The sequence below is a fragment of the Thermostichus sp. MS-CIW-23 genome, assembly GCF_054059455.1.
In genome coordinates this window covers 14,286-29,007 of the sequence record NZ_JBSSCC010000012.1, presented here as the reverse complement: position 1 = coordinate 29,007, position 14,722 = coordinate 14,286, and the positions used below count along the sequence as shown (strand labels likewise).

The window sequence follows — 14,722 nt, the reverse complement described above, 5'->3', positions numbered from 1 at the left end:
AAGGGATCCCTACCTTGGCTGATCCCCAGGTTTGAACCCAGTCAAGAGGCCAAAGCGGAGCAAGCCGGTGGCATAAGCCTGACGCATCAGGCCCAGCCCCAGCGCCCCGCGAACGGTAACCCAGCCGCTGCGCAGCAAAGCCCAGATCCAGCGCCAGTCGCGGGCAGAAGCGATCACCTCATCCCAGAAAGGGGCCACTCGCTCCGACCAGTCGGCGCTGCGCACCTGCTCAAAGCCCACCTGTTGGGCCAGAGCCTCGTAGCTGGAGAGGCTGATCACATAGGGTAGGCAGTACACCTCGTAGATTTTCTGCAAAAGCTGTTGATCCTGCTGGCTCAGGGATCCCTCGCGGTGGCACCAGGTCACCACCATCACCTGCCCGCCCGGTTGCAAGACCCGCCAGCATTCGGCCAGAAACCGCTGCTTATCCGGCATGTGCTCGCCGCTTTCCAAAGACCACACCAGATCAAAGGTGTTGTCTGCAAAGGGCATCTTCAGGGCATCGGCCACCTGAAATCGCACCTTGTTGCTCAGGCCGGCCTCTTGGGCGCGCTCCCCGGCCTGCTGGGCTTGGACGGGGCTGAGGGTAATGCCCGTAACCTGTGCCCCAAAGCGCCGGGCTAACTCCAAGCTGCTTCCCCCAATGCCACAGCCAAGATCAAGAATGTGCTGGGGAGGGCAGGGATCCCCGATCTGGCCCCACTGGATAACCCTATCAATCAAGTCAATCTGAGCTTGGCGGCGATCCTTACCGGTTTGGCCCGGCTCGTAATAGCCATGGTGCATGTGCTCCCCCCACACCCGCTCCCAGAGGCCGGAGGAGGCATCGTAGAAGTGGCGAATGCGTTGGTTGAGGGTGGAGGTCATGGCAACAGATCTCCATGGCTTTTTTATTTTGGATCCTCTCGCCCGGTGAAATCTGATGGGGAACCCTTGTAACCCAACTCGCGCCAGCCGGACGGAGCCATAGTAACAGACCCTTTCCGGGCTCACCTTGAAGCAGAAAGCGATCCCAGCGCCCAAACCAACCGCTGCACAGCACTCAAGAGCACCAGAATCGCCATCAGCCCAAACAAGCCCACCATGTACTCCGGGAAAAGGAAAAACAAGCCGTAGAAAAAGATGGTTTCGCTGCCCTCGATAAGCCCCGACGGCATACTTAAGCTGGTCAGTTCATCCAAGGATCCCGCCCCGACAGTGCCATCCGTCCTTGTTGCTCCGCAACGCTGTCGCGAACGCCGTTTTTCCAACAGCCCTGCCAAATACATCCAGGAGCAAAGGTTGATGTAAAAGCTGGCCAGCATCAGAGCCAGAGAAGCATAGCCCAGCAGGGATCCCTGGTGAAAGGCCAGCCCCAGGGGAACGACTGCGTAGACCACCACGTCCAGCAGCATATCCAGGTAGCCCCCCAGATCGCTTTGCCGTCCCTGCAGACGAGCCAACGTGCCGTCCAGCCCGTCCATAAACCGGTTCAGCAACCACAGGCCCAGCCCCCACCCGTAGGCCCCGTAAGCTGCCGCTGTCCCAGAGGCCAGGCCCACAGCAAACCCCGACAGGGTAATGGCTAGGGGATGCACCTGTTGGAGAGGGGTTTGCAGCACTGGAGCCAACAGCCGCTCCTTCCACTGCCTAAGCACCTTATCCAGCAAGAAACACTCCTTTCTTATTGCTCTGCAACGCTGTTGCCGATGATCACCACCGGCTGGGATCCCACAAAACCTCTAGATTCAATTTTCTTGCTCCGCACCGCCAACGCGATGGAAATCATCATCCCAGAATCATCCCAGATGATGAGAATGCTACTGAAGGGAGGTCAGAGCAAAGTGCTGTGCCTACGGCAAAGGAACCGCACCGCTGTTGCGAATGAAGCGGATACCTACGCGGAGTATGTTTGCTCTGGCCCCTTTCCTCTACCGGAAGTGCTGCGGCAAGCCTAGGCTGGGACAAAGCCTGTGGGTAAACTAAAGGTTAGGCTGGGTAGCCTATCGCCTGGCGGACTGTGTGCTCCTTAACTCGGTGTTCGCGGGTGTTCGCGGCACCTTTTTCTCCCTCAACTCCAACATACCTACGAGCGAGTCCATGAGCGAGACCCCCACTTCCCCAGCAGAAGCGTTCGCGGCACCAGAGCCGGTCATGGCCATCACCGGCCTGACCAAAACCTATCGCACAGGATTTTGGCTGAACAAGGTGGTCAGCCCCCTCAAAGATTTTTCTCTGACTGTGGCCCGCGGAGAAACCTTTGGGCTGCTGGGGCCCAACGGGGCCGGGAAAACCACCACCATCAAATGCCTACTGGGCATTGTGGAGCCCACCCGCGGCAGCGGCACTTTGCTGGGCAAACCCCTGGGGGATCGCTCCATCAAGCAACAGGTGGGATATTTGCCGGAGAACCCCTATTTTTACGATTACTTGACGGCATGGGAGTTTCTCCAGTTTGCCGGCAAGGTGTTTGGTCTGCCCAATAGCCTGTTGAAGGAGCGGATCCCGCAACTGCTGGAGCTGGTGGGGCTTTCTATAGATACGGCCCGCAAAAAACAACTGCGCACCTACTCCAAGGGCATGCTGCAGCGCACTGGCATGGCCCAAGCGCTGATCAACGACCCAGAGCTGGTGTTTCTGGATGAGCCGATGTCGGGACTGGATCCCATGGGCCGCTATCAAATGCGCGAGATCATTCTGTCCCTCAAGCAGCAGGGCAAAACGGTGTTTTTCAACAGCCATATCCTGGCGGATGTGGAAGTTATCTGCAACCGAGTCGGCCTGATCATCGGCGGCAAATTGGTGCATCAGGGAACTTTGGATGACTTGCTGGGAGAGAGCAAAAGCTATCGGGTACAGGGGCACGGTGGCGCCGTCGAACAGTTCCGCGACCGCCTAGAGCACTTCTCGATTCAGGGATCCCATTGGTCGGGGGAATGGAGTGGATCCCTACCGGAGTTGCTGAGCCTTTTGAACCAAGCGGGGGCACTGGTCACCGACTTGCATTGGCAACGGCAATCCCTAGAAGAATTCTTTGTGGAGCAAGTGCGGGCCATTGAAGGGGATCATCCGGTCTCTGCCTAGGCTGGCCGTTCGCACTGGTGCTATGGAGAACCCCGAGAGCAGGACGGAGTTCTGCCCTGAGTATTTCCCAGTAGGGGACTCTGTGCTCCGCACCGCTAATCGGCGGCAATAACAGCCCGGTAGTAGCCTTCCAACTGTTGGGTGGCTGCCGACCAGCTCCAACGTTCTGCCTCTTGGCGGGCTTGCTGTCGGAAGAGCTGCCGCTGCCCGGCACTGCTGAGCAGTTGCTGGGTAACCTGGACAAAGTCGCTATCCGAATTGGGATCGAACAGAAAGCCATTGCGCCCACTGTCCACCACATCGGTAATGCCACCGCAGCGGGGGGCGATCACCGGACAACCGGCAGCCATGGCTTCCAACAGAACCAGCCCCAAGGTCTCGGTGCGGGAGGGGAACACGAACAAATCCGCCGATGCAAAGGCCGCTGCCAGAGACTCTCCCTGTAGGTAGCCCGTAAACACCACGTCGTGGCCGGCAAAATGTTGCTCCAGGGATCCCCGCTCTGGCCCATCCCCCACAATAGCTAGGCGCGCCTGTGGGATCCGCTCTAGCAACACCCGGATCCGCCCTACTTCCTTCTCAGCCGAAAGCCGTCCCACGTAGAGCAAGAGAGGCCGTTCCGGTTGCCCTGCGGTGAGCCGAGCCCGCATCTCTGGACTGGCAGCCTGGGGATGAAACAACTCCGTATCCACTCCCCGCTGCCACAGTTGCACCCGCTCAATGCCGTGGGCGCTCAGCTCCTGCATCATGGCCGTTGAGGTGCAAAGATTGACCCGCGCCAAATTGTGCCCCAGCTTCAGGAGATTCCACAAAACCCCTTCCAGAAAGCCCAGCCCATAATGCTTCAGATACTTCGGCAGATGGGTATGGTAGGACGCCACCAGTGGGATCCCCATCGTCTGGCTGTAGTAGAGGCCCCCCAATCCCAAAACCGCCGGGTTCACCACGTGGATCACATCCGGTCGGAAACGGCTGAGCAACTTGCCGATGGCCGGGCCAGGGGCGGCCAGCTTCAACTCTGGATACAGAGGCAGCGGCATCCCCGGGATCCCGTAGACCCGTGCCCGTGCAAACCGCCGGGGGGCTCCCCGGGGCGCGACGATGAGCACCGAGTTACCACGAGCGGTTAGGTGACGCACCGTGTGGCAGAGGCGGGTAACGATGCCATCCACCTTGGGCAGAAACGTCTCCGTAAATAGGGCTATGCGCATCAGGGATCCCAAGCCTACTGTTATTGCTCCGCAACGCTGCTGCGACCGCGCCACTCGGACGGAGCCCTTAAAGACTCTAGAATGAGTGTTGCACAAAACGGCAACGCTGCTACGACCTCCGTCAGCAGACTTGAGTACCTCACTCCACCGGAAAAGAATGGGGCGTTGGCTCAGGTTCGGTGAAAGTCTGCACCTGGCTTTGGCCCAGCGTGTCTGCGGCGGTTTTGCTGATCAACAGTAGGGTCGCCGCCAGGGCCAGCCCGATAATATCCCGCCACATGCTCCACTCCTCAGCTCCTCACTCCTCTTGCCCATTACTGTAGCGGCGGTTTTCTCGACTGGGCAGTGATGGAGGACGGATTTTTGCGTGACACAAATCACTGCCAAAATTGCGGCTTTGCCCCCTGCCGGCTAGTCCCGGAACGTCAGCTGCAAGCTGGTTATCAGCAGCACCAAAGAAGAGACCGCCATCACCCCTCCCCAAAACCAGTAGGGCAAGAACAAGTTTTGGGCAATCTGGCTGGAATCGGAGTGGATCACCTGCCCGTTGATCACAGCAGAGGCCGTAAATAAGTAGTCAAGCTGGTGGTAGGTGCTCACACAGGCCTGCACCCCCAAAAATTGTGCAGCGAAGCCCCGCAGCCAGGGGGAGGCCCAGCGAGCTACCGCCAGGATCCCCAGCCCAATAGCCGGGATCAGCAACAGGCCAAATAGAGAGCGCACCCAGAGCACCGCCGACAGCAACAGCAGGGATCCCAAAGCCAACAACCCCAACTGGGCCGTACCTTGACGACGAGAAGCCAGGATAAAAACCGCCCCGGCCATTGGGGGCCCCATTGGCCCACCGGCGGCCACCAAAGCTCGACCCACCGGCCCCAAAAACAAGTGCCCACTGTGAAAGGCCAACCCCGACCCGTCGGGATAGATCTCCAGACGATGAAACTCCCCACCCAACAGCACTGCCGTCAAGCCGTGGCCCATCTCATGAAACCAGGTGGCCAGAATCGTAAAGGGGTAGAGGATATAGTTGCCCCAGGGGAGCTGCCAGAGCAAGACCGTCAGACCTGCAGCAGCCACCAACCAAACCAAGCTGTGCCGGCCAGGTTTCTCGGAAGGGGAGGGAGGCAGCTCAAACTGAGTCATAGAGCAGCAGTGGGTAGACAGAAAAAAGCCTAAAACGCCTCGTCTTCTTAGACGACTGCCGGCAGAGGAGAGTTCCAAGCCAACCCCGAGAAAATCCAGAAAAACATATGTCTCAAACCAGTTTGCAATGGATGTAGGTCAGGTAGGCTGAAAAAGACTCTGAGGGATCCCTGGCGATGGCCACCTTCCTGCGGGATTGGAGCTATCAATTTCCTTGGCTTTACCGCAGCATCAGTCGCGGGGCTGCCCTGGCAGTGGGCGGATATGAGCGGTTGCGGAGATTGCCCATGCAAGGGATCCAGATTCATCCCCAGGATCGGGTGTTGGATCTCTGCTGTGGCCCGGCTGAAGTGACCCCACTGTTGGCGGAGCTGAGCCAGCAGGTTATTGGGTTGGATGCTTCACCAAGAGCCCTGGCAGCGGCCCGCAAACGCCTCCCCAAGGTGGAATTTGTGGAAGCCTTTGCCCAGGATATGCCCTTTCCCAATGCCAGCTTTGATTGGGTGCATACCAGCTTAGCCCTGCACGAATTGTCCTTCGCAGATTTGGAGCAGGTGCTGCGGGAAGTGTGGCGGGTGCTCAAGCCGGGGGGAGGACTCTTGATCCTGGATCTGCATGCGCCTCGGCAACCCCTGATCTGGCCTGGTCTGGCCCTCTTTCTGGCCCTTTTTGAAACCGAGACCGCTTGGGAGCTGCTCAAGCTGGATTTGCCCGAGTATTTGCATCAGCAGGGGTGGCAGTCCATCCGGCAAACCTTGCACGCTGGGGGAGCCCTACAGGTGATCCAAGCCCATTCGCGATAGCAGCCTGCCGAATGAGCTGCTCAACGCGCTCCACACCACTGACGAAAACCAAGAGAGATGGCAACCCTAAACAGGCCCAAAAGACTCTAGCCTTGATGCCAGAAGGGGGTGCCAAGGACGGGCGTACTGGGCTGAGCTGTCTCCTGAGGGATCATGGCCCCGGCAAGGTAAGCTCGGCGGCCTGAACGCACCGCTTCTGCAAAGGCCTCAGCCATGACCACCGGATCCCGAGCCAAAGCCACTGCCGTGTTCAGCAGCACCCCATCAAACCCCCACTCCATCACCTGGCAGGCGTGGGAGGGCAGACCCAAGCCAGCATCCACGATCAGCGGCGCCTCGATCCGCTCCCGCAGCAGGCGCAAGTTGTAGGGGTTGAGAGGGCCTTTGCCGGTGCCGATGGGGGCCGCCCAGGGCATCACCACCTCACAGCCAGCATCCAAAAGCCGCTGGCAGAGCACCAGGTCGTCGGTGCTATAGGGCAGCACCTTAAAGCCGCGCCGGACCAGCTCAGCAGCAGCAGTGGGCAGTTGCACGGGATCCGGCTGCAGCGTGTAGTCATCCCCGATCAACTCCAGCTTGATCCAGTCGGTGCCAAAAACCTCCCGCGCCATCTCCGCCGTCGTGATCACCTCCTGCAGGCTGTGACAACCGGCGGTGTTGGGCAGAACTGGGATCCCCATCTTCTGCAACAGAGCCCAGAACCTCTGGGAAGTTTCTGGCCCCAGTGCCCCTTGCCGCCGCAGAGAAACCGTCAACAAACAGGGCTGCGCGCGCGCCACCGCCTGCTCCAAGATGGCTGGCGAAGGGTAGCGAGCCGTACCCAACATCAGGCGGCTGGGCAACGGTTGGCCGTAGAGAATCAAAGGATCCTCATCGGCCAGAGTTGAGGGAGAGCAATGGAGAAGGGTGGACATGGCTGAGGCAGATAGAAAAGCGGACTTGAGCGCTAGCCGCCAGCAACCGGAGTGACGATCTCCACCTGGTCGCCTTCTTGCAGACGGGTTTGCTCGTGCTGCGCACGTGGCACAAACTTCAGATTAACCGCTACCGCGAAAGGGCCGCTGGCCCCCACCTGAGCCACTGCTTCGGACAAAGTGGTGCCTTCCGGCAAATCGTAAGGCTTCTGGTTGATCAAGACACGCATGGCGACAGGGACTCACCGGAAAGAGGGGCAGCCTGCACCTGAAAGGGGATCCCAAGCTGCTGGGCCAAGCGACAACTACCCTGGTGGAGATACTCCAAGACAGCATCGTGGATGGCCGGGGAGATCAGAAAGCCATGGCGATAGAGGCCGTTGATCTGCAACAGGCGAGGTGAGCGCTCCACCACGGCTGGCAGGTTATCCGCCAAGGTGGGACGACATTGGCTGCCCAATTCCAGGATACGCGCTTCGGCAAAGGCAGGATGTACGGCGTAGGCGGCGCTGAGCAACTCCAGGGCGGAGCGGACGCTCACCGGCGAGCGATCCTCAGATTCGATTTCAGTGGCCCCCACTACGAACAGGTGTCCCGGCTTGGGAGCGATGTAGATCGGATAGCGAGGATGCAACAGCCGGGTTGGGCGCCGCAAAGAGACTTCCGGGGCATACAGGCGCACCACCTCACCCCGAACTCCGCGCAGCAGTCTTGGCCCGCCCCATTCTTTTTGGGCCCCCAGGCCGCGGCAATCCAAAACCCAGCCTCCGGTTTGTTGCTGCCAGGCTTGGGCCTGCTTCAGATCCCAGGGGCAACCCCACTCCACCTCCACCTCGTGCTGCCGCAGCTTGGCCAGCAGAGCCGACAACAGTTGGCGGTTGTCCAGTTGGCCCTCTTGGGGAAGATACAGGCCCTGCGCAAATCGCCCGGCTACCGATGGCTCCAGCTCGGCCAGAGCCTGAGCATCCAGAGGCTGGGGCTTAGGGAGAGCGGGAAGGCGCTCCACCACAGCGGCCAGCAGGGACGAGAAACGTCTGGCTTCCCCGGCATCTTGGCGGTGCCAGAGGATCAAAGTGCCCTCCTGCTGAAAGAAAACCGGCTCTGGCAGGCTGGCCAGAAGGGCGGGCCAGCGGGAGAGGGCATAGTACCCCTGGGCCACCACACTGGCTTCGGCGACGGCGGACTCGGCCAAAGGAGCTAGCATAGCAGCGGCAAAATGGGCAGCGCTGCTCTCAGGAGCAGTGGCCGCCTCCACAATGCGGACAGGATGCCCAACCTCGACAAGGCTGGCGGCCAACAGACGCCCCATCAGCCCAGCCCCGAGGACAAGGATGGGATCCCGCTGCGCTGCCCAAGGCCAAGTGATCCCTGCCGCGTCAGCGGCGGGGAATGAGCCCGTCAGACTGGCTGGCGGGTCTGGCGGAGAAGAGGAGGGTGAAAGGGTCAAAGTGCCCTGCGCTGCTGACACAATGGATTCCATACTGGATCCCATGATAGGCTTTCCAGCTCGGCGATGAATCTGTTCCCACCTGTGCCTGCATTTGTTGATGGAGTGCTGGGCCAAGCTTCGCTGGAACGCCTTTTCACTTGGAGCTTTTTGTTTGATCTCGCTGTTGGTCTCCGGGATCCGTCTGGGGGTGCCGGTGTTGCTGGCGGTGTTGGGGGAGGTGATCACGCAGTGTTCTGGCATTCTCAATTAAACCGGAATGAAACATTTCCCTCTAGCCCCCTTCTCCCTCTGAGAGAAGGAATGGGGGTGAGGGCAGTGGCGCGGAGCGTTTAGGGGGTGTCTCAATCTAGTTTGAAATGACTATAGTTCCCCTCTCCCTTGGTGGAAGAGGGGCTGGGGGCGAGGGGGGATCCCTTGGGCTGAGAAGCGCCAAGGGTGGAAGTCCGTCAGGCAGTGTAGTAGGCAGTGCCTTTATTGACGAAGTCCAGTGTGTAGGCAGCCCGGTAGTTGATGGTTGGCTCAAATACGCCGGCCACCGTCATGCTGTCGAAGAAGTCTTGCCAGCGTTTGTCGGTCATGGCGCCAATGCCTTTTTCCAACGCATCGCCGGACAAGATGATGCCGTACTCCTGCAATTTCTCGAAGCTGTAGGCCAACTGGGCATCGGTCATCTCCGGGTTGTCCTGCTTGATCAAGCGATAGGCCGGACGGGGATCCTCCAAGAAGCTGTACCAGCCTTTGATAGAGGCATCCACGAATCGCTCCACCAAGTCGGGCTTGGTTTCCACCAGTTGGCGACGGGTTTCGATGGTGGTGGCGTAGGGTTTGTAGCCCAAATCCGCCAGGAGGAAGACCACCGGCTCAAATCCCCCTTCCCGTTGGATGGCAAAAGGCTCGGATGTCAGATAGCCTTGCTGAGCTGAGCTGGGATCCGCCAAAAAGGGGCCGGGGTTGAAGTTGTAGGGACGAACCTGATCGTCGGTGAAGCCAAAGCGGGCCTTTAGGTAGGGCCAGTAGGTGGCAAGCCCCCCTTTCGAGACGAAAATGGGCCGGCCCTTGAGCTCTTCAAAGCGCTGGGTGCCGGGGTGGGTCATGATGATCTGCGGGTCTTTCTGGAAAATGGCTGCCACACACACCAAAGGGATCCCTTCTCGCACGGCATTGATCACCCCTGTGCTTCCTCCCATGGCAAATTCGGCAGCTCCACCGGCCAAAACTTGGGTGATGTTGATGCCGGGGCCACCCATCTTGATGGTTACATCCAGGCCATGCTCGCGGTAGATGCCGGTCGCCACCGCCTGATAGAAGCCGCCGTGTTCCGCCTGAGCATACCAGTTGGTAGCGTAGGAAACGCGATCCAGGCCGGATCCCTGAGCCACGATCAGGGTGGGAGAGGGTTTGCGCTGAGCTTGGGCGCCCCCTGCCGCCAGCAGACCGCCCCCAAGGGCTGCGGCCCCCACTTTGAGAAGCTGACGGCGGCTCAGAGCCTTGGTGTTCGAGTCAGAGGGTTGAGACGAAGCCATAATCCATTCTCCCTAAGCTAATCCTTGCAAGGTGTGAGGGGGCCAAAGATGCAGGTACAGCCTATTGAGGGGCTACGGATACGGTTGTAAACCTACTTGTTCTAAACCTCATCGGAGTCAAGCCTCAGAAACACGATGTTTTGTATCCCTTAAGTTTTGTATCCCTTAATTTGTGAACAGGCTGTAACTTGCGACACCCCATTAAGCCAGAAACCCTTGGACAGAGCGGTATCTCCGGCTACCGGTACTTGCAGACGAGATCCGCCGGCATTGGGTTCCATCGGCGGGAGGCCAAGCTGCCCTGGGGCCAGCACCTCAGTTCGCAAATGGCAAGAGGAACAAAACCCGAAACCAGCCTTGCCCTGGTCTATCCCAAACCTGTAGCCACCGAACATGACCGGCGCTCGAAGTAGCCTGCAGATCTCATTCTGCCGCAATCTTGCTGGGTCAAAGAGCCCCACCCCTTGAGCATTTGCCGGAGCTGTTGGCAATTTATCCCCGGTCGGGATGGAGTTGCGGCCAATTGGAGAGCTTGCTTTCTAGAGCTTGCTTTCTGCTAAGGCAACCCGCTATGCTACCGCCCAGATTGAGGCATTCTCCCGTGGCAAGTCAGCAGCTTCGTGTCTATGTCCCCCCTCACCCGCTCATTAAGCACTGGCTAACCGTGGCTCGGGATGCGGAGACGCCCATGCCCCTGTTTCGCACGGCCATGTCGGAGCTGGGCCGCTGGCTAACCTATGAGGCGATGCGGGAGTGGATCCCCACCCAAACCGTTCAGGTGCAAACCCCTTTGGAACCCGTTGCCGCAGAGGTCATCGCGCCGGATACCCTGCTGGGCATTGTGCCTGTATTGCGGGCTGGCTTGGCGATGCTGGAAGGCTGTCAGGCCCTTTTGCCCCAGGCGCGGATCTTTCACATTGGCATGGTGCGGGATGAGGAAACGCTGCAGGCCAGTTGCTACCTCAATCGCCTTCCAGAGCGGATCCCTGAACAGATGCGCATTCTCATTCCCGAGCCGATGTTGGCCACCGGGGGCACGCTGCTCTGGGTTTTGGATGAGCTAAAAAAACGGGGGGCGGATCCCAGCTTGGTTAGAATTGTCAGCGCATTGGCAGCGCCCCCAGGGTTACAGCGGTTGGGATCCCACTACCCGATGGTGCAAATCTTCTGCGCCATGATTGACGAGCGGCTGAACGATCGAGGATTTATCTTGCCCGGGCTGGGGGATGCAGGGGATCGTGCCTTTGGCACAGAAAACTAGCCACTGACCCACTCAATCTGTCTGTCTTCTCTGCTGCTGGTTTTTGAGCCAAGATCTTCGGCGACACACGCATTCTGTAGTGCTCAATCGAGCTTTTACCACTTCTGGCGCACGGATTGCCCATTCACCCAGATGCTTTGAGGGAGAGCATTTGGGGCTAACCCCCCTCAGGTTGGTCAAGCTATTGGATCATAGGTACTGTAGGACGCTTCAGCCGGTCGTGCTGCTTGAAATTTTGACGGGGCCAGCGCCTTTCCCTTTCCTGCGCCTATGCGACTTGTCCTTACCAGTTTGGATGGCAGCTTGCTGGATCTAGAGTTCAACAGCTATGGTGCTGCCCGACAAGCCTTGGCTGCCCTAGAGCGCCGCTCCATTCCCTTGGTGCTCTACAGCCTGCGCACCCGCGCTCAACTGGAACATGTGCGGCGGCAGTTGCGCCTGGAGCATCCGTTCATCTGTGAGGATGGCTCTGCCGTTTACGTTCCCGAGCATTACTTCCCGGCGGGCATCCTAGACGAGCAGTGGCAACACCGACCGCCCTACTACGTGTATGCTTTGGGTCTGCCCTATTCTCGCCTGCGCAGCATCCTGCAACAGGTGCGTCAAGAGTCCCACTTGGATTTGATCGGGTTTGGGGATTGGACTGCCTCTGAGCTGGCCGCTGCCACTGGGATCCCTTTGGAAGAGGCAGAGCGGGCGCAGCAGCGAGAGTACAGTGAGATTTTCAGCTATTCCGGGGATCCCGAAACCCTACGGGAAGCTTTTGCCCAACAAGAGGCCAACCTCACCCAACATCTGCTGCGGGTGCGTCAGCTCCACTTCTCCAGCCTGCCGCAATGGTATCTGACCGGATGGATACGGCCAACGATGGCCGCAGAACCCAATTGGTTACCGGGGGAGCAGGCGGTGCAGCGGCTGCTGGATTGCTATCAACGGCATTTGGGCCCTATCAAGGCTTTGGGCATTGGTTGTTCCCCGCCCGATGTGGCCTTTTTGCGGTGGACGGAGCAAAAAGTGGTGCTTCCCAGCCCAATTGCGGATAGCCTCTGGAGTGAGGCCCTGCCCCAATGGCAATTGGCTCAGCTCCCCGGCCCAGAGGGGTGGAATGAAGTGGTGTTGATGTGGTTGGAGGAAACAGATCATGGTGATGAATAGGCAGCAGATTGGTCGTCAGGCTGTACCCTTAGGCCTGAAAACGGTGGGGTGCCTGCTGAGCTTGGCGGTGGCCATGCCTGCCCACGCGCAACCGCCCATGACCCTACTGACAGGGGAGCCGACGGTCGCCCAACTGAAGGAAGACGGAGCCCGCTACCTGCAGATGGGCTTTCATACCTTGGCCATCAACGCCTACCGGAGCGCGATTGAACTGGAAGAAAAAACCTTGGTGCTGCCCAGCGAACGGGATCCCGATGTGCCTTTTAACCTCGGCTTGATCTATGCCCGTCAAGGCAAGCTGGCGGAGGCCCGCGCCGCCTTTCAGCGCTCGGTGGAGGTGGATCCCAGTGGCTTTAAGGCTCGCTATCAACTGGCCTTGGTGGATCTCAAGCTGGGGAACCTGGTCGCAGCCAAAGAGCAGCTCACCCTCTTGGCCCATGCCGCCAGCAACCATCCCGAAACCCACAGCCATATTCAAGCTCTGCTGGCCACTCTGGAGTCTGTTCCCTTGCCCGGCCAACAAGGGGAGAACCCGGCTCGCCCTCCAGCCGTTGAGTCAGAAGCCGCCAAGCTCTTGCTCGAACCTCAGAAAACAGAAACAGCCGCCCTGCCAACTGCGACTGAAAAGAAAGGGCCAGAGGAAGAGAAACCCCTCTCGCTTCTGCAGCGGCTCCGCCAACAGGAGCGGGACTAGTTCTCTCTCGGCCCAGACTGACAACCCATGAAGGCATGTAGCTGGATGCCAGGGATCCCGTCACCGGGCCTTGGGCTAGGCTCGCCCCTTTTTGGGATCCGACTGAGAATCTTCGGGCTGGGGCCCTTTGGTGGTGAACACCGTGGTGAACATCATCAGCATGCCTCCCCCCAAAATCAGCAGGGCCAATCCTCCGAACATCCAATTCATCCAGGCTTGGATTTCCATGGGGGGCTCTCCAGAATGCATAGGCAACCCTGATCCTACATCTGGAAAAACGGTGCCCAGCAGCTATTGATTGGCTCGGTGAAGCAACCCCAGTCCTACGACGGCACAGATGAAGTTGGGCAACCAAGCCGCCGTTGCCGGCCCCAGCGTCCCAATTTGTCCCAGCGCCTGGGTGATGAACAGCAGCACATAGAAGGCAAAGATAATCAGCACACTGATGCCCAACCCCAAAGAGGAACCGGTGCGCTGCGGGCGCAGCCCCAAAGGCACCCCAATCAGGGTAAACGCCAGACACGCGAAAGGAATGGCATACTTTTGGTTGAGGCTGACCTGCAGACGGCGCACCCGTTGCAGATCTCCAGAACTGGCGATCACCTCGATGTAATGCTTCAGCTCCCGAATGTTCATTTCCTCAGGGCTGCGAATCTCCTGAGCCAGCTCCAGCGGCGCGCGAGGCAGACGCAACTCCTGCCGGCTGAAGGTGGCAATGTTGCTGTAGGTGCCATCCGGAGAAACGATGTAGTTGGTGCCATCCTCAAACACCCAAAGATTCTCTTGGGGATCCCAGCGCCCCCGCTGGGCCAGCAGAATTTGGTTGAGCGCCTCGTTGGAAAAATCCAGGACGATAATGCCGCGCATTTGCTTCCCATCGAAGCTGCGGGCGTAGAACTGACGGGTTAGCCCTTGTCGCCGGGAAAAGGTGCCGTCTGGCTCAGGCATGAGGATCTCGCCAAATTCTTGGTAGAGGATATTCTCCCGCCGGAAGTCCGGATCCCGATTTAAAGCTCGGTTCAAAGTCGTGGCTGCCTGGCGATTGCTCACCGGAACCACCAGCTCATTGAACAGAAAGGTTAAAGCCGTCACCAGCAAGCTGAGGATGAGGGCAGGCACCATGAGGCGGTAAAGGCTCACCCCGCAGCCGCGCAGGGCTGTGATTTCGCTATCGGCAGACAAGCGCCCATAAGCCAGCAACGTGGCCAGCAACATGGACATCGGGAACGTCAGGACGATGATCCCCGGCGCCCGCAGCACGAACACCTGCAAGGCTGCTGAAATCGATAACCCTGCCTCCACCACCAGGCGCACCAGCTCGAACAGGGATCCCACCGCCATCACCAAGGTTGTGAAAGCTCCCACCCCAAAGAGAAACGGCAGCAGCATCTCCGAGAGGACATAGCGATCCATCAGGCCCACCGCGCAAACGAGGGAGAGCCTGTGGTCAGGCCGCTCGCGGGAACGGGCAGGAGGGAGAGAATGAAGTTTCACGCAACCCAAGG

At 59.2% G+C, this 14,722-nt stretch carries 16 protein-coding genes; 5 read left to right on the top strand and 11 right to left on the bottom strand.

Annotated features, from left to right (window positions below; genetic code table 11):
- Window positions 1–9: 9 nt before the first annotated feature.
- Together ACVW0B_RS06180 and ACVW0B_RS06175 are read right to left on the bottom strand one after the other, a co-directional pair.
- On the bottom strand, window positions 10–867 hold the full coding sequence (locus ACVW0B_RS06180) for a methyltransferase domain-containing protein (RefSeq protein ID WP_457491224.1): 858 nt from the start codon (window positions 865–867) through the stop codon (window positions 10–12).
- 122 nt (window positions 868–989) lie between these two features.
- Window positions 990–1,649: a CDP-alcohol phosphatidyltransferase family protein gene (locus tag ACVW0B_RS06175; protein WP_457491223.1), complete on the bottom strand. Its 660-nt coding sequence runs from the start codon at window positions 1,647–1,649 to the stop codon at window positions 990–992.
- A 430-nt stretch (window positions 1,650–2,079) separates the two neighbouring features.
- On the opposite strand from ACVW0B_RS06175, the gene ACVW0B_RS06170 reads away from it, so the two are divergent.
- The gene (locus tag ACVW0B_RS06170) at window positions 2,080–3,063 is read left to right on the top strand and encodes an ABC transporter ATP-binding protein (protein ID WP_457491222.1); all 984 of its coding nucleotides are present in this window, start codon (window positions 2,080–2,082) and stop codon (window positions 3,061–3,063) included.
- 95 nt (window positions 3,064–3,158) lie between these two features.
- On the opposite strand, the gene ACVW0B_RS06165 is transcribed toward ACVW0B_RS06170, so the two are convergent.
- From ACVW0B_RS06165 to ACVW0B_RS06155, 3 genes are all read right to left on the bottom strand, one after another.
- On the bottom strand, window positions 3,159–4,274 hold the full coding sequence (locus tag ACVW0B_RS06165; protein WP_457491221.1) for a glycosyltransferase family 4 protein: 1,116 nt from the start codon (window positions 4,272–4,274) through the stop codon (window positions 3,159–3,161).
- A 139-nt stretch (window positions 4,275–4,413) separates the two neighbouring features.
- Window positions 4,414–4,554, bottom strand: coding sequence for a hypothetical protein (locus ACVW0B_RS06160; RefSeq protein ID WP_414357497.1), 141 nt, complete (start codon window positions 4,552–4,554; stop codon window positions 4,414–4,416).
- Between the two features lie 131 nt (window positions 4,555–4,685).
- Window positions 4,686–5,417 carry a M50 family metallopeptidase gene (locus ACVW0B_RS06155; RefSeq protein ID WP_414419234.1) on the bottom strand — a complete coding sequence of 244 codons (732 nt, stop codon included), beginning with the start codon at window positions 5,415–5,417 and terminating at the stop codon, window positions 4,686–4,688.
- A gap of 176 nt (window positions 5,418–5,593) precedes the next feature.
- On the opposite strand from ACVW0B_RS06155, the gene ACVW0B_RS06150 reads away from it, so the two are divergent.
- Complete coding sequence (locus ACVW0B_RS06150) at window positions 5,594–6,220, top strand: class I SAM-dependent methyltransferase (RefSeq protein WP_414350085.1); 627 nt, start codon at window positions 5,594–5,596, stop codon at window positions 6,218–6,220.
- An 86-nt stretch (window positions 6,221–6,306) separates the two neighbouring features.
- Here the strand turns inward: ACVW0B_RS06150 and ACVW0B_RS06145 are convergent, their stop codons facing one another.
- From ACVW0B_RS06145 to ACVW0B_RS06130, 4 genes are all read right to left on the bottom strand, one after another.
- A complete protein-coding gene (locus ACVW0B_RS06145) occupies window positions 6,307–7,134 on the bottom strand; it encodes a thiazole synthase (RefSeq protein WP_457491220.1) in 828 nt (275 codons plus the stop codon).
- A gap of 32 nt (window positions 7,135–7,166) precedes the next feature.
- Entirely contained in the window at window positions 7,167–7,364 is a 198-nt protein-coding gene (thiS, locus tag ACVW0B_RS06140; RefSeq protein WP_414350083.1) for a sulfur carrier protein ThiS, read from the bottom strand.
- Entirely contained in the window at window positions 7,352–8,614 is a 1,263-nt protein-coding gene (locus ACVW0B_RS06135) for an FAD-dependent oxidoreductase (protein WP_457491219.1), read from the bottom strand. Before ACVW0B_RS06135 ends, thiS begins: the two co-directional genes overlap by 13 nt.
- Before the next feature lie 416 nt (window positions 8,615–9,030).
- Window positions 9,031–10,107: an ABC transporter substrate-binding protein gene (locus ACVW0B_RS06130; protein WP_011433957.1), complete on the bottom strand. Its 1,077-nt coding sequence runs from the start codon at window positions 10,105–10,107 to the stop codon at window positions 9,031–9,033.
- Between the two features lie 571 nt (window positions 10,108–10,678).
- On the opposite strand from ACVW0B_RS06130, the gene upp reads away from it, so the two are divergent.
- The 3 genes from upp to ACVW0B_RS06115 all read left to right on the top strand — a co-directional run bounded on the left by upp (window position 10,679) and on the right by ACVW0B_RS06115 (window position 13,217).
- Window positions 10,679–11,368 carry a uracil phosphoribosyltransferase gene (gene upp / locus ACVW0B_RS06125; protein ID WP_011433955.1) on the top strand — a complete coding sequence of 230 codons (690 nt, stop codon included), beginning with the start codon at window positions 10,679–10,681 and terminating at the stop codon, window positions 11,366–11,368.
- Window positions 11,369–11,638: 270 nt separating this feature from the next.
- Window positions 11,639–12,523, top strand: coding sequence for a hypothetical protein (locus ACVW0B_RS06120; protein ID WP_457443093.1), 885 nt, complete (start codon window positions 11,639–11,641; stop codon window positions 12,521–12,523).
- Complete coding sequence (locus tag ACVW0B_RS06115) at window positions 12,510–13,217, top strand: tetratricopeptide repeat protein (protein ID WP_414383967.1); 708 nt, start codon at window positions 12,510–12,512, stop codon at window positions 13,215–13,217. The genes ACVW0B_RS06120 and ACVW0B_RS06115 overlap by 14 nt, the downstream gene beginning before the upstream one ends.
- A gap of 75 nt (window positions 13,218–13,292) precedes the next feature.
- Here the strand turns inward: ACVW0B_RS06115 and ACVW0B_RS06110 are convergent, their stop codons facing one another.
- Both ACVW0B_RS06110 and ACVW0B_RS06105 read right to left on the bottom strand, forming a co-directional pair.
- Window positions 13,293–13,445 carry a hypothetical protein gene (locus ACVW0B_RS06110; protein WP_457491218.1) on the bottom strand — a complete coding sequence of 51 codons (153 nt, stop codon included), beginning with the start codon at window positions 13,443–13,445 and terminating at the stop codon, window positions 13,293–13,295.
- A gap of 63 nt (window positions 13,446–13,508) precedes the next feature.
- Window positions 13,509–14,711 (bottom strand): LptF/LptG family permease, encoded by a 1,203-nt coding sequence (locus ACVW0B_RS06105; RefSeq protein ID WP_457491217.1) that lies wholly within the window; start codon window positions 14,709–14,711, stop codon window positions 13,509–13,511.
- Window positions 14,712–14,722: the final 11 nt, after the last annotated feature.

Bases quoted from the DNA above. Each gene is read 5' to 3' on its own strand.
- ACVW0B_RS06180 (WP_457491224.1), bottom strand. From the start codon at position 867: ATGACCTCCACCCTCAACCAACGCATTCGCCACTTCTACGATGCCTCC.
- ACVW0B_RS06170 (WP_457491222.1), top strand. From the start codon at position 2,080: ATGAGCGAGACCCCCACTTCCCCAGCAGAAGCGTTCGCGGCACCAGAG.
- ACVW0B_RS06165 (WP_457491221.1), bottom strand. From the start codon at position 4,274: ATGCGCATAGCCCTATTTACGGAGACGTTTCTGCCCAAGGTGGATGGC.
- ACVW0B_RS06160 (WP_414357497.1), bottom strand. From the start codon at position 4,554: ATGTGGCGGGATATTATCGGGCTGGCCCTGGCGGCGACCCTACTGTTG.
- ACVW0B_RS06155 (WP_414419234.1), bottom strand. From the start codon at position 5,417: ATGACTCAGTTTGAGCTGCCTCCCTCCCCTTCCGAGAAACCTGGCCGG.
- ACVW0B_RS06150 (WP_414350085.1), top strand. From the start codon at position 5,594: ATGGCCACCTTCCTGCGGGATTGGAGCTATCAATTTCCTTGGCTTTAC.
- ACVW0B_RS06145 (WP_457491220.1), bottom strand. From the start codon at position 7,134: ATGTCCACCCTTCTCCATTGCTCTCCCTCAACTCTGGCCGATGAGGAT.
- thiS (WP_414350083.1), bottom strand. From the start codon at position 7,364: ATGCGTGTCTTGATCAACCAGAAGCCTTACGATTTGCCGGAAGGCACC.
- ACVW0B_RS06135 (WP_457491219.1), bottom strand. From the start codon at position 8,614: ATGGAATCCATTGTGTCAGCAGCGCAGGGCACTTTGACCCTTTCACCC.
- ACVW0B_RS06130 (WP_011433957.1), bottom strand. From the start codon at position 10,107: ATGGCTTCGTCTCAACCCTCTGACTCGAACACCAAGGCTCTGAGCCGC.
- upp (WP_011433955.1), top strand. From the start codon at position 10,679: ATGCTACCGCCCAGATTGAGGCATTCTCCCGTGGCAAGTCAGCAGCTT.
- ACVW0B_RS06120 (WP_457443093.1), top strand. From the start codon at position 11,639: ATGCGACTTGTCCTTACCAGTTTGGATGGCAGCTTGCTGGATCTAGAG.
- ACVW0B_RS06115 (WP_414383967.1), top strand. From the start codon at position 12,510: ATGGTGATGAATAGGCAGCAGATTGGTCGTCAGGCTGTACCCTTAGGC.
- ACVW0B_RS06110 (WP_457491218.1), bottom strand. From the start codon at position 13,445: ATGGAAATCCAAGCCTGGATGAATTGGATGTTCGGAGGATTGGCCCTG.